The 13,986-nt window shown below is 32.5% G+C and carries 9 protein-coding genes; 1 reads left to right on the top strand and 8 read right to left on the bottom strand.

The genetic code is table 11. The features are described 5' to 3' along the window. Positions 1 to 43: 43 nt before the first annotated feature. From NSA01_RS01605 to NSA01_RS10070, 6 genes are all read right to left on the bottom strand, one after another. Positions 44 to 826, bottom strand: coding sequence for a ParB/RepB/Spo0J family partition protein (locus NSA01_RS01605; RefSeq protein ID WP_257479773.1), 783 nt, complete (start codon positions 824 to 826; stop codon positions 44 to 46). Between the two features lie 13 nt (positions 827 to 839). Beyond that, positions 840 to 2,714, bottom strand: a complete 1,875-nt coding sequence (gene mnmG / locus NSA01_RS01600) for a tRNA uridine-5-carboxymethylaminomethyl(34) synthesis enzyme MnmG (RefSeq protein ID WP_257479772.1) — start codon at positions 2,712 to 2,714, stop codon at positions 840 to 842. An 8-nt stretch (positions 2,715 to 2,722) separates the two neighbouring features. Further along, positions 2,723 to 4,099 (bottom strand): tRNA uridine-5-carboxymethylaminomethyl(34) synthesis GTPase MnmE, encoded by a 1,377-nt coding sequence (mnmE, locus tag NSA01_RS01595; protein WP_257479771.1) that lies wholly within the window; start codon positions 4,097 to 4,099, stop codon positions 2,723 to 2,725. A 207-nt stretch (positions 4,100 to 4,306) separates the two neighbouring features. Further along, positions 4,307 to 6,742, bottom strand: coding sequence for a MucBP domain-containing protein (locus NSA01_RS01590; RefSeq protein WP_257479770.1), 2,436 nt, complete (start codon positions 6,740 to 6,742; stop codon positions 4,307 to 4,309). 24 nt (positions 6,743 to 6,766) lie between these two features. Continuing rightward, positions 6,767 to 9,820, bottom strand: a complete 3,054-nt coding sequence (locus tag NSA01_RS01585; protein ID WP_257479769.1) for a MucBP domain-containing protein — start codon at positions 9,818 to 9,820, stop codon at positions 6,767 to 6,769. A 158-nt stretch (positions 9,821 to 9,978) separates the two neighbouring features. Further along, on the bottom strand, positions 9,979 to 10,809 hold the full coding sequence (locus tag NSA01_RS10070) for a prephenate dehydratase (RefSeq protein ID WP_257479768.1): 831 nt from the start codon (positions 10,807 to 10,809) through the stop codon (positions 9,979 to 9,981). Between the two features lie 446 nt (positions 10,810 to 11,255). On the opposite strand from NSA01_RS10070, the gene NSA01_RS01575 reads away from it, so the two are divergent. Further along, positions 11,256 to 12,449, top strand: a complete 1,194-nt coding sequence (locus NSA01_RS01575; RefSeq protein WP_257479767.1) for an AfsR/SARP family transcriptional regulator — start codon at positions 11,256 to 11,258, stop codon at positions 12,447 to 12,449. Between the two features lie 42 nt (positions 12,450 to 12,491). On the opposite strand, the gene NSA01_RS01570 is transcribed toward NSA01_RS01575, so the two are convergent. Together NSA01_RS01570 and NSA01_RS01565 are read right to left on the bottom strand one after the other, a co-directional pair. Continuing rightward, a complete protein-coding gene (locus tag NSA01_RS01570) occupies positions 12,492 to 13,550 on the bottom strand; it encodes a type IV pilus twitching motility protein PilT (protein ID WP_257479802.1) in 1,059 nt (352 codons plus the stop codon). Further along, positions 13,546 to 13,986 carry a hypothetical protein gene (locus tag NSA01_RS01565; protein WP_257479766.1) on the bottom strand — a complete coding sequence of 147 codons (441 nt, stop codon included), beginning with the start codon at positions 13,984 to 13,986 and terminating at the stop codon, positions 13,546 to 13,548. Before NSA01_RS01565 ends, NSA01_RS01570 begins: the two co-directional genes overlap by 5 nt.

Here is a 13,986-nt window from a genome sequence, read left to right as displayed (position 1 = left end):
AGCATACAGATTGATTCCACATGCTTTTTGTAACTTTTTAATTTTATTTTTTAGGAATTGTAATGACAACTTCTATCCTGTCATCAAAGTCTTTTTCTTTGTAATCACATTCAAGTCCGGTGTTAAAAATACTCTTATACGCTTGTTTTATAGTATTTGTATAAATTTTATAATTAAAAATATTTTTAACATTGGTTTTAGAAGAATTAATAACAACTTCCTGCTTTAATCTTTCAACTAAAAGCTCTGAGTTCTTTACATTTAAATCTTTCTTCGCAATTTCCTTTGCAGCTTTTAATCTCATATTACTGTCAGGCAGAGAAAGCAAACATCTGGCATGACGCTGAGTAAGATTATTTTCAATGATTATCTGAAGAACCTCCTCATCGAGATTTAAAAGTCTAACTAAATTAGAAATAGTAGATTGCTTTTTACCTATCCTCCCTGCAAGTTCTTCCTGACTCATTCCATATTCGCTCATTATTTTCTTATAACTTAAAGCTTCTTCATAAAAGTTTAAATTTTCTCTTTGTATATTTTCTATTAAAGCTATTAAATCATTTTCTTCGCTGTTAATAGAAACTATGATACAAGGAATTTTACTTAGTCCGGCAAGTCTGCTTGCTCTAAGTCGTCTTTCGCCGCTGACTACTTCATAAGCATTAAATCCTTTTTGTCTAACTGTAATCGGCTGAATTATCCCGAGACTTTTTATAGACTCTGAAAGCTCTTTAATACTTTCTTCATCGAAATATTTCCTTGGTTGATCTTTGTTTGCTGAAATCAGTGATATATCTAGTTCTTTAACTTTTTTTACGTTTGTCACTTCTATCCCCCTACTATTTATTCTTTGCAAGTTCTATTAAAAGTACATTTATATCTGACGGAGAAACTCCGGATATCCTCGAAGCCTGTCCTAAATTTTTGGGTCTTATATCTTCAAGTTTTTGCCTTGCTTCCAATCTCAAATTCTTTATTTCATTATAATTTATATCCTCGGGAAGTACTTTCTTCTCCATGGACTTAAACTTATCAATGCTTGCTTGCTGCTTTAAAATATAATCATGATATTTTATTTGAATTTCAACTTGCTGCTTAACTCGCCTTGAAAGCTCAGCCCTGTTTTCATCAAATATTTCTGTATCATCATAGCTTATTTTAGGTCTCTTTATAAGGTCATATACTGTTATGGTGTTTCTTAAAGGTGTCGTTCCTATTTCAGTCAATTTCTGATTATTCTCATTGCTTGGAGTGATTTTTACTTGTTTAAGTCTTGACTTTTCATTATTTACAGCATCTTCATATTTCAAAAGATTTTCATATCTTTCCTTACTTATCAGCCCCTGTTCATAACCATAAGGAGTAAGTCTTAAGTCCGCATTATCCTGTCTTAAAAGAAGTCTGTATTCGACCCTTGAAGTAAACATCCTATAAGGTTCTTTTGTTCCTTTTGTTGTGATATCGTCAATAAGAACTCCAATATAACTGCTCGCCCTGTCTAAAATAAGAGGTTCTTTATTTTGAACATAGTTACTTGCATTGATACCTGCAATAAGTCCCTGTGCTGCAGCCTCCTCATACCCACTGGTCCCGTTTATTTGTCCGGCAGTAAATAATCCTTTAACTACTTTACTTTCAAGAGATAACTCTATTTGAGTAGGTTCTACGGCATCGTATTCAATGGCATATGCTACTCTCATTATTTCTACATTTTCAAGACCTTTAATGGTTCTTAAGAACTTGACCTGAACATCTTCGGGAAGAGATGAACTCATACCCTGAAGATACATCTCATTTGTATTGAGACCTTCAGGTTCAACAAATAGCTGATGTCTTTCCTTATCTGCAAACCTAACTATTTTATCTTCTATACTGGGACAATATCTCGGTCCTATACCTGTGATATTTCCGCTGTATAGAGGTGAACGATGCAGATTATCTTTAATAACTTCGTGTGTCTTTTCATTGGTATAAGCAAGATAACATGGCTGCTCATCATAGTCTAAATCTTTATCTTCATTTTCAAAAGAAAAAGGAGTTATTTCCTTATCTCCAAACTGAACTTCCATTTTTGAAAAATCTATACTTCTTTTATTTACCCTTGCAGGAGTCCCCGTCTTTAGTCTTAATAGTTTAAATCCCAGTTTTTTTAAACTGTCGCTTAACTTATTCGCAGGGAAAATACCATTCGGACCTCCGGAATAGCTTACATCACCTATTATTATCCTGCCTTTCAAATATGTTCCCGAACAAATAACTATAGCTTTGGTCTTATACATTGCTCCGGTATGAGTGATGACACCGCTTACTTTTTCGTCTTCAGTAAGTATTTCCACTGCCTCCTGCTGTTTCAAATCCAGATTATCGGTGTTTTCAATTACAAATTTCATCTCTTCCTGATACTTTTTCTTATCAGCTTGTGCTCTAAGAGACTGAACCGCAACACCTTTAGCAGTATTAAGAGTCTTTGTTTGAATAAAAGTCTTATCTATGTTTTTACCCATTTCTCCGCCAAGTGCATCTATTTCTCTGACCAAATGCCCCTTTCCCGTCCCTCCTATTGAAGGGTTACAAGGCATCATCGCAAGAGCATCTAAATTAAGTGTTAAAAGAAGAGTACGGCTTCCTTTTCTTGCACTTGCAAGTGCCGCTTCACATCCCGCATGTCCGGCACCTATTACTATAACATCATATTCACCAGCTAAAAAACTCATTATATCCTCTACTTTCCTAAACAGAAATTTTTAAATATTTCATCTATTATATCTTCGCTTGTTGTCTCTCCAGTGATACCCCCGAGCTTGCCTAAAGCCGAATTTATATCTATCTCTGCAAGATCCACCTCAAGCCCTTCATTTATCATTTTAATAGCATTATCAAAATCTTCTCTTGCCCCAATCAAAAGATTTTTATGTCTTACATTACTTACCAGTGTATTTCCTACTTCATCATCTTCAGTTAATCCGGTAAGTTCATATATCTTATTTTCTATTTTTTCTATCCCCTCTTTTTTAAGAGCAGAAATTTCAACTGTTTTATAATTCTCAAATGCTTTGATCGTATCCATATTTGTATTCAAATCCATTTTATTGAGCACAACCAATATTTCCTTATCATCAGGAAGCATTTTTATTATATCCATATCTTCAGTGTCAAGAGCTCTTGATGTATCTATACAAAATAAAATAATATTACTTTCTTCAAGCATTGCAATTGATTTATCTATGCCGATTTTTTCAACTTTACTGTCCGCATTTCTAATTCCCGCAGTGTCTATAAATTTAATAGGAACACCTTTTATATTTACTACTTCGTCCACAATGTCCCTTGTAGTACCGGCTTCTTCGGTCACGATAGCTTTATTTTCATTTATAAGTGCATTTAAAAGCTGAGATTTTCCAACATTTGGTTTTCCTATTATAGCGACATTTATTCCGTCTTTTAAAATTTCTCCTTTTTCAAAAGTAGCAATAATTTTATTAAGTTTAGATTTCATGGAATTTATTAATTCCACTATTTCATTATTTGTTAAATCTTCTTCATCATATTCCGGATATTGAATAGTGACTTCCAGTCTCGCAAGCATATTAGTAATATCAGCTTTTATATCATCTATACGCTTAGATAAATCTCCTTTAAGAGAGCTCATTGCGCTCTTTGCAAAATTAGATGTTTTAGCTGTGATAATATCGCTTATCGCTTCAGCCTGAACCAAATCTATCCTACCGTTTAAAAAAGCTCTTTTAGTGAATTCTCCCGCTTCGGCAAGCCTTGCTCCGTTTTTGAGTACCAAGTTAAGTATATCCTTTGTAACACTCATTCCTCCGTGGCAGTTGATTTCAATGACATCTTCCGCAGTAAATGAATGCGGCTCACACATTTTTGAAACAAGTACTTCATCTATTATCTCATTTGTATCTTTATCTACAACATGACCGTAGTTTATAGTATTTTTAGGAACATCAAAAATAGAACCTTTTTTCATTTTAAAGACTCTGTCACAAACTTTAAATGCTTCACTTCCGCTGATCCTAATAATAGAAATACCGCCATACCCGGATGGTGTAGCTATTGCAGCGATTGTATCTTCTTTAAACATTTTTTTCTCCTAAAATAAATATTTCCTAAAATTTATAAATATTTCCCGATTAACTTTTAAATTATATCATAATGAATATTAAATTGCTATATTCTATGTAAAGAAAATGCTTGTCAATATTTATAAAACAGATTAAACTTAAAAAATAATTATAGATAATTTTTATAAATAAGTATAAAAAAAGACAGGTTTGACCTGCCTTATTTATTATGCTTCTTTTGATTTTCTTATCATATACATCACTCCGCCTGCCGAAATCATTGCAAGGATAAAATATAAACCAAGATTATTCTCATCGGACGTCTTTACCGAACCGGAAGGAGGAGTATTTTTATTTGATACATCTCTGCCGTTACTCGTTCCCGATGAATTTGTTTTATCTGTGTTATTATTTAGCTTATTATTATCATTTACGCTCTTCGCCTTTTTATAAACAAAAATAATTTCCTGATCGTCTCTTGAATAAAAACCGGTTTTACTGCCCAGCGTCTTTACATATTCATATCCTTTTATATTAGGATATTTTATATCATATCTTTCTTCCAGACCTCCGGTATATACGACTTCTTTCTTTATCGTATTCCCTTTTTCGTCTACGAATTTTACCGTTACCTTGCCGACTTCTTTATAAACATACGTAACGACTTTTACATCTTCGGCAAATTTACCGCTTTCTTTACCTTCAACCTTTACGAGTTCGAATCCCTTGATGTTTTCTTTTTTTGTCTTATAATTATCACCTATTTGACCGTCATAAACATTGTCGGGATGTATGGTGTTCCCTTTTTCGTCAACATATCTTGCAACGACACTGCTCGCCGTATCTATAGCGGATAGAGGATTATAAACGACTGTTATTACTTTCACATTCTCCTCTATTTTACCCTTTTCTTCCCCAACGACTTTTTCCACTTCATATCCCGGTATTTGAGGTTTAGGGACTTCATATTTATCTCCCACGCTACCATTATGAACGACGTCCTCTTTTATGATATTCCCGTCTTTATCTTCATACCTTACCACAACGCTTCCGCCCTTAGTGTCATCTGCGGCATCATCGGGGCTTTTCTTGATATAGATATATATTACTTCCTGACTGCCTTCTGTAAATTTACCGCTCTCATTTCCCACGACTTCCTTGAAGTCATATCCCGGTATAACAAGTTTTGATGTCTTGTAATCATCCCCCGCTTTTCCTTTATATATCAAATCGGAATGAATTTCATTTCCTGCTTCCTCTACATACTTCGCGGTTACATCACCTCTTTTGACAGGTTCGGGAGGAGCTTGTTTTTTATAAATATAAGTAACTATTTGAGGAGTATGTATAAACTTACCAGTCTCATTGCCCTCAACTTTTAAAAACTCATATCCCTTTATTTCAAGCTTGCTTGTTTTATAACTGTCATTTTCAAAACCCTTGTACACTATATTTTCGCATAACTTGTTCCCGTCCTCGTCCACATACCTTGCAGTTACCGTACAAGGCATGGATACTTTGTATACAAAGGTAACATCAATATTCCCGTCAGGGAATACTCCCGTAGCATTTCCCTCGGTCTTTACATATTCATATCCGTATATATTCTCTTTTTTTATATTATAAGGCTCGTCTTTTTCGCCTTCATATATTTTATCATCTTTTATCTTATTCCCGTTTATATCCACAAATTTTGCTGTAACGGTACCCTTCACTATTTTTTTATATACAAAAGTAACATCGGTATTTCCCTCAGGGAATACTCCCGAAGCGTTTCCTTCTGTCCTTACATATCTGTATCCTTCTATATCCTCTTGTGCTACGCTGTAAGCTTCGCCTTTTTCACCTTCGATTTGTTTATCTGTTTTTATTTTATCCCCGTTTTCATCAACATAATGTACGTTTACAAATCCCTTAGGCTTGAGTTCCTCGATTACTTCGTCAGGGTCGATATATTTATCCCATATTTTTATGGCATATACTTTTCCTCCCGAGCTTGCCTCCGAACTAGTGGCTATATCATCAAAGAAAAATCCTAGTCTGGTTTTACCGTTTACTACAGCCGGAACGCCCTGATCATTACTGTCATTTACCTGTAAATCAAGTGTCTTGGTATCTCCGTTCACTATATATGCTTCAAAAGACTTTGACTTGTTTCTTCTGACAATCATATCTACTACTTGATTATGATTAGTTACACTTTTTCCGTTGGTTCCATAATTATAAAAGTTCAAATGACCATCAGAAATAAAATAAAATCCTGTATCCACAGCCGAATTCTTATAATCTATGATTTTTCTCCAGCCCGGTCCTGTCTGTTCAAAGGAGAATTTAAGACCGATAGTATATTCTTCACCGATATTCTTGTCTATATCGATATAAAATCCGCCGCCTCTCGCCTGAGTGGATTTCCACTGAAAATAAGGTCCATAGCTGTCCGAACCGTAAGACGTGGAAGAATTATTCCTGTTGCTATTTCCCGTACTGCTCCATTTTGTAAGTACTCCGTGCCCTTTTTGGTCGGTCAAATTGCTGTTGAAATTGTACTGAACATAAGGTTCATTTTTCAAAGTCGCCGCGTTTATAATACTCGGAACCATAAAAACAAATGCAATAAGCATGCAAATAACGCCAATTCTTTTTCTTAATAATTTTTCCTTCATTATTATTGCTCCCCCTAGCTTTAATCAAGTTACACAAAGTATAATATTATTTTCAGTATCTATTACTATTGACTGTGTGTTACTGCTTACTAATTCGTATCCATTTATATTAATCGCTTTTTCACTTATGGTATCTCCGAAAGCAGCTTTCATTATTTTATCATTATATAGTCTATTGTTATTTCTGTCTACATAATATACTCTGTATTCATAGACATTTTTATCATATACAAAAGTTATTTCGTTGTTTTCAACATCTATATCTATCTTTTGCTCATCACTGCCCTGTACACTGTAACCTTTTATATCTATTGCTTTTTCTGATATTGTTTCTTTGTACTTACCGCTGCCTTTTTTGTCTGCAGATAATGTGTTACCATCAAGGTCTACATAATGAACGATGTAATCATAACTATTTTTTTCATACACAAATGTTATTTCATTATTTTCAGTATCTATTTTGATACTCTGATCTTTTTCACCTTGTAAACTATATCCCTTTATATTTATTGCATTTTCGGTTATTGTTTCGTCGTATTTTGCATTACCGTTCTTATCGTCTGATAACTTATTTCCTTCGGTATCTACATAATGAACCACATAATTATAAATATTTTTTTCATATACAAAGGTTATTTCATTGTTTTCAGTATCTATAGTTATATTTTCAGTTGAACTTTTTGGAGAATATCCTTTTATATCAATGGCATGTTCAGTTACCTTTTTACAATAGTCAGCTGAGGCATTTTTATCATCATGAAGTTTATTATTATTTGTATCAACATAATGTACAACATATGGATAATCATTTACTTTCCATTCTGCAGTTAATGTAATATCTTCGGCAGGCATATTAAAATGTACTCCATCTGTATACCTATTATTATATTGATCATAATATCCTTCAAACGAATATCCCTTAACACTTATGTTGCCGCCATTAACTTCAACATCCGAATTAAAATCATATTTTTTGTCTGCTGTAACCGTACCGTCTAAAACACCGCCATTAGGAACATTAGCATCATAGATTACAGTATATTGATTTATTTTCCACTTTGCTGAAAGAGTAACATTATTGTCAGGCATTGCAAACTTAGAATTAACATCAATATCAGTTACATCTTCAAGTCCTTTAACAGCCCAGCCGTCAAAAGTATATCCTTTGACTTCAATTCCTTTGGAATCCGAAACTTCCACATTTGAATTATATTTATATGAAGTTATACTAGGTAATTTATCTTCATTTTTAACTACAGCTCCTTTATAAGGAGGATTAGCATCATAAGTTACTTTATGCTCATTAGCCTTATATGCAAATGTTATTATCCTTGCATTTTTATCGCTTCCGTTGTTTTTTAAAATTTCATCAATGACTATAGGGAATTCACTGTTATTTTCTACTAGAGTATAACCTTTTATATTTCCTTTATCCTTAGCCGCAACTTTGAGAGAACTTCCATATTCTCCGGTCAAAGTTTCTTTATTTTTTATCTCTTTTTTAGTATCAATATCGATATATTTTATTACATATTTTGATGTGATTTTCTTAAATTTTGCATATACAACTATATCTTTATTAACCCATTTAAGTTCATGATCTTGAAGTCTTGTGCCGTCTCCATAATACCATCCATCAAATTCATAACCCTCTTCATACGGATTAACATCAGGTTTAGCAACCCCTGTATTATCTTCTACTTTGGGATAAGACTTAACAACATATTCAAAGTTTTCAAATATATTATCTTTTAAAGACTTATCATATTCATTAATAAAAACAACTTTATGATAAGTGGTAGTATCATATGCAACACCATCGACATGCCAACCATCTGTTTTATCAAATTTAATTACATACCATCTTATTGCTATCTTACCGCTATCTATATCTTTTTCACTATATCCTGCTGATATCAACGCCTTTTTCTGAGTTTCCATACTAGGTATTTGTACTAGGTTACCGTCTCTGTCAACTCCGTTTTCACTGGTATTATCGTATATGGACTTACTGATTGATTTATTTATTTTCCCAGCTCCAACACGTTTGTAATTGGAAGGTTTATCGGGAGAAGCACTGCCAGGTACATTAGCAGTATTCTTTAAAACATAGAAGTTAGCAATACCGTTTGACTGCCAAATAGCATATAACTTAGTATTACTATTTAATTTAAAGCTGTCACCGGCTTTATAAGCTGTTCCGCTTCCATTAGACTTTGTATTCCATTCCTTAAATTCATATCCGACTTTAGCCTTAGGAACTTTATTTATTATATTTAAATTACCCTCTTTTTGGGTAGTTCTAATAAATACTCCGTTTCCGTTATTTGTCCAGTATTCTAAAGTATATTCCACCTTTTCTTCTTCAGGTTTATTTATATCCTCAATATTCTTACCGTCCTTTACCCAACCTGCATATAAATCAAGGACGCCATTATTTGTTTCGATTATCCAAGGATTAATAACTGCTTCTGCCCTATTTTCATAATATCTTCCCTCACTGTTAGTAATACCTTCAGCTTTATCATAATCTCTGCCATCCTTACTGTTCACAAACCATCCCGCAAATGTATAGCCATTTCTTACTGGTTTATGATTGTTATAAACATCTACATTAAATGCTGATATTTCACTTTCGATAGTTTGGTTACTGGGTTTATATGTGACTTCATTTGCAACCTTATCATTTTCATAATGATATACGATTTTTATTTTATAAGGTTCCTTTTCCCATACAGGTCTGAATATAGTATCAACATCAGGAACAACAAAGTTAGCCCCCGCTTTTACAACTTTTTCAGTCCAGTTAGTTGAAGAATTACTATACTTCCAGCCCGCAAACCTATAATTAGGTCTTGCAAGTGTGCCCGTCCTTATACTTATGGTTTCTCCAACAGCATACTTACTGGTATCAGGAACATCTCCGGTAACCCCGTCATCCCAGCCTTTTTCATAAGAAATGCTTACGGTTTTACCGCTTTTATTTTGTATTTCCTTAGCAAAAACATTTGAAGGAATTAAACTTAATATCATAAATGAAATTAACATTAAGCTTAATATTCTATTTAACTTTTTCATAATACCCTCCGATATCTATATTAATACTCATTCTTAATAGATTTAAACTTTATTTTAATATTATAATATCACCTACCAGTTACATAGGAGTAACATATAATATAAAAAATATTTTTATATTTAATATTTAAATAAAAAAAGACCATAGAAACAGTCTTTTAGTTTATAGAATAAAATCCCAAAACCTTAATTTTATAATCTTCTTTTATCTTGTTTATAGTATTAATGATTTTTTCCTTTTGTTTGAAATCTCCGTTTATTTCCAAATAAAAATTATAAGTACCCATGTCTAATTTAGTTGGTCTTGACATTATTGAGACGAGATTTATTCTATTTAAAGAAAATTCTTTTAATATATCGAACAATATCCCCGGTCGGTCATTATCCGGCATTATATATAGGGGAACTTTTATATCTTTATTATCAGTTATATCTACTTTAAGATCCCCCTGCCTAACAACTATAAAACGTGTATAGTTATTGATTGAATCGGTCACATTTTTTATCTTAAAAGATGCTGTTGAATGTTCAAACATATGTCCCGGTATTATTGCAGCTTCACCAATATTTCCTTCTTCTGCCTTATTAAAAGATTCCATATTGCTCTCAGTTATTATTATTTGTACATCGCGCAGTCCATCAATAAATTTCCTGCATTGTCCGCTTGTTTTGAACTGAACGTACAATTTTTTTATGTCTTCAATATTTTCAGTATTGCTAACCAAAGAAAACTGAACAGGGATACTTATTTCATTTTCAATGTAAACATTCATTTCAAGCAATAAATCCAAGGTTCTTTGAACATATCCGTCCAAAGTATTTTCAACGGGTATGATACCAACTTCACATTCAGCTCCCACACTATGAAAGGCATCGTCGATCGTTGAATAATAAACCTGCTCAAGTTCATTATTAAATTCATTTATATATTCTATTGACGCACTGTCACTGAAAGTACCATTAGGTCCTAAAACCGCAATTTTTTCCACTATATAATCTCCATATTATAATTTTCTTTTTATTATAACATAAAACTTAATATCTGAATAAAATATCTACCAGAACAAAAAAATAAATAACTTTTTAAGAAGATTAAACTTTTACATAACGATTCTAAACATCTCAAACTTATATATTTTTATAAAAAAATTTATAAAGGTTAATTCAAGTTACAAATGGCAATATAACTTTACAAATAATAATAGTTTTATAACTATATAGTATTATCAATTATATTTTTAATAAAAATAATCAAATTTTATTTACTTCTTTAATTATAAAATATACAATTATATAATAGAAAAATAACTGTAAATTTAAATAAAATAACAGATGGTACTTATAAGCCAAATCAGAAAATCATGACGCTATACCTTAATTGTAAAACATTGTTTTTTCACCTGATTTAGTGTATAATTACGCTGGGAGATAAGTTATGGATAATAATTTAAAAATAAAAATGCTCGGAGAATTTTCGATTTCATATAAAGACAATACTTTAAATGACTCTACAAGCAGATTTAAGAAAGTATGGTCTTTATTAGAATATCTTATTGCTTTCAGAGAAAAAGAAATATCTCAAAATGAGTTGATCGAAGTCCTTTGGGAAGATGAAAATCTTTCTTCTCCGACAAATAATTTAAAAACTTTGGTACACAGAGCGAGAAATGTCCTTGATAGTCTGGGTTACACCGAAGGGAAAAACATGATTAAATTTTCAAGGGGCTCATATCATTGGAACAATGACCTAGATTTTGAAATTGATATTGAAATATTCAAAAATTTAATTGATAAAGCTAAATTTTCTGATAATAAAAATGAAAAGTTAGAATATTATCTTAAAGCAATTGATATATATAAAGGCACTTTCTTACCCAAAAGTGCATATGAGTCATGGGTTGTTCCGCTAGCTACATACTACCAAAATATGTATATTACCATGATAAATGATATGATAAATATATTAAAAGAAAAGGATGACTATCAGTCTATTGCTGAAATATGCGAAAAAGCAGTTATAATAGATCCATATGATGAAGATTTACATTATCATTTGATTTATGCTTTAGCAAAAAATGAAAAGAATAAAGAAGCATTGGAACATTATGAATACGTCGTAGACTTATTTTATAAGCAGTTCGGACTAAATCTTTCACAAAAGCTTACAAGTTTATATAAGACAATATTGGATACGACAAAAAATGTTGAATTTGACCTAAATGTTATTAAAGAAAATTTAAAGGAAAAATCTTATTCTAAGGGTGCTTTTTATTGTGAACTCGGTTTATTCAAAGAATTATGCCAGATAGAAGCCAGGTCCATAGCCAGAACCGGGGTATCTATAAACTTGGCATTATTTACGATAATAGATATAAACGGATCACCTATCAAGCAGCATATAATGAATAAATATATGGATAAACTTCACTGTTCAATACAAGAATCGCTAAGAAGAGGAGACGTATTTACAAGGTATAGTTTATGTCAATATATAGTTATGCTTCCGTCCACAAGCTTTGAAAATGCGGATATGGTATCTGGAAGGATTGCAAGAGACTTCAAAAAGAAAATCGCAAAACCTGATTTGGATATTAAATTTACGATTTCCCCCCTGGAGCCTAACAACTAATAAATAAAAAACCTTATTCAAAAATGAATAAGGTTTTTATTTTTATAATTCTATTCGCTTAGATAAATTATCCGGATTAAGAGCATAGCGTATAGCTATGTCTTTTGATATAACTCCTTTTTTATAAAGCTCTAAAAGGCTATTATCCATACTTATCATACCTTCAGAGGCACTTGAAACTATCGTAGCATTAAGCTGATGAGTCTTGCTTTCCCTTATCATATTTCTTATTGCATTATTTGCATACATTATTTCAAATACGGGAACGAGCCCTCCGTCTACAGTAGGAACAAGCTGCTGAGATACGATTGCCTGGAGGAGCATAGCAAGCTGAACTCTGATTTGAGGCTGTTGATTTGCAGGGAAAACGTCTATAATCCTATCAACTGTATTGCTGGCACCCACAGTATGAAGAGTGGAAATAACAAGATGTCCGGTCTCTGCAGCGGTCATAGCTGTACTTATGGTCTCATAATCCCTCATCTCTCCAACTAATATAACATCCGGAGCCTGCCTTAAAGAAGCTCTCAAAGCAGACACATAATCCATCGTATCGAATTCGATTTCTCTTTGAGATATTATTGACTTATCGTTCCTATGAAGATACTCTATCGGCTCTTCCAAAGTTATTATATGAGAGTTCCTGGAATGGTTTATCCTATCTATCATACAAGCAAGAGTCGTTGATTTACCGCCTCCCGCGGGTCCGGTCACAAGGATAAGTCCTTTCGTCTTATTTACCACATCCATTACATTTTCACCGATACCAAGCTTCTTGTAATCCGGGATACCAAAAGGAACTATACGAATGACTGCGGCAAAGGAACCTCTTTGCTTATAAACACTGACTCTGAAACGCGAAAGACCTCTTATAGTAACGGAAAAATCATCATCTCCCGTTTCAATATACTTATCGATATTTCTATCTGCGATATCAAATATTTCTCTTATCATACGCTCTGAAATATCAGGCATAACGATTTCACTGTCTATCTCTTTTATAACTCCGTTAACTTTATATGAAAGTCCCCTTCCTGCAATGATAAATACATCAGAAGCATTATCATCTACGGCTCTTTTTAGAAGTTCATTTAAACTAATCACCTAATTCTCCTCCCCAAACGTCAAGTTTATTATTGTAATCTTCACTTGCCTCATTGACTTCTGTCCACTTGACAACTTTTAAATTACTTCCGCTGCGTCTAAGTTCTACAGATAATTTTTTATTTTCATCTATTTTAACACTATATCCGATATAATTACTTCCATTTCTATTCTTTTCATAATCCACAAAAGAAGCAATACTTTTACCATTAGTTATATTATTTTCTATTTTATTTTTTATTTTTGTTGCTTTATAATCGGCTTCATAATATGCTTTTGTTTCATTTGAAATTTTTAAAGCCAAGTTTTTTTCATTTAAAGCTGTCTTATATGCAAGCAGGGAGAAAACCACAAGACAAAGAAGAGCAAATATCATAATAAGAGTACTGCTTCCGATATTGATCCCATACTCATTGCTATTATTTCTCTTCAT

This window comes from Anaerofustis stercorihominis (assembly GCF_024623185.1).
Taxonomy (GTDB): Bacteria; Bacillota; Clostridia; order Eubacteriales; family Anaerofustaceae; genus Anaerofustis.
This window is presented reverse-complemented; position numbering and strand designations above follow the sequence as displayed.

Excerpts from the sequence above, each read along its gene's own strand:
- mnmG (WP_257479772.1), bottom strand. The coding sequence starts at position 2,714 with ATGAGTTTTTTAGCTGGTGAATATGATGTTATAGTAATAGGTGCCGGA.
- mnmE (WP_257479771.1), bottom strand. The coding sequence starts at position 4,099 with ATGTTTAAAGAAGATACAATCGCTGCAATAGCTACACCATCCGGGTAT.
- NSA01_RS01590 (WP_257479770.1), bottom strand. The coding sequence starts at position 6,742 with ATGAAGGAAAAATTATTAAGAAAAAGAATTGGCGTTATTTGCATGCTT.
- NSA01_RS01585 (WP_257479769.1), bottom strand. The coding sequence starts at position 9,820 with ATGAAAAAGTTAAATAGAATATTAAGCTTAATGTTAATTTCATTTATG.
- NSA01_RS01575 (WP_257479767.1), top strand. The coding sequence starts at position 11,256 with ATGGATAATAATTTAAAAATAAAAATGCTCGGAGAATTTTCGATTTCA.
- NSA01_RS01565 (WP_257479766.1), bottom strand. The coding sequence starts at position 13,986 with ATGAAGAGAAATAATAGCAATGAGTATGGGATCAATATCGGAAGCAGT.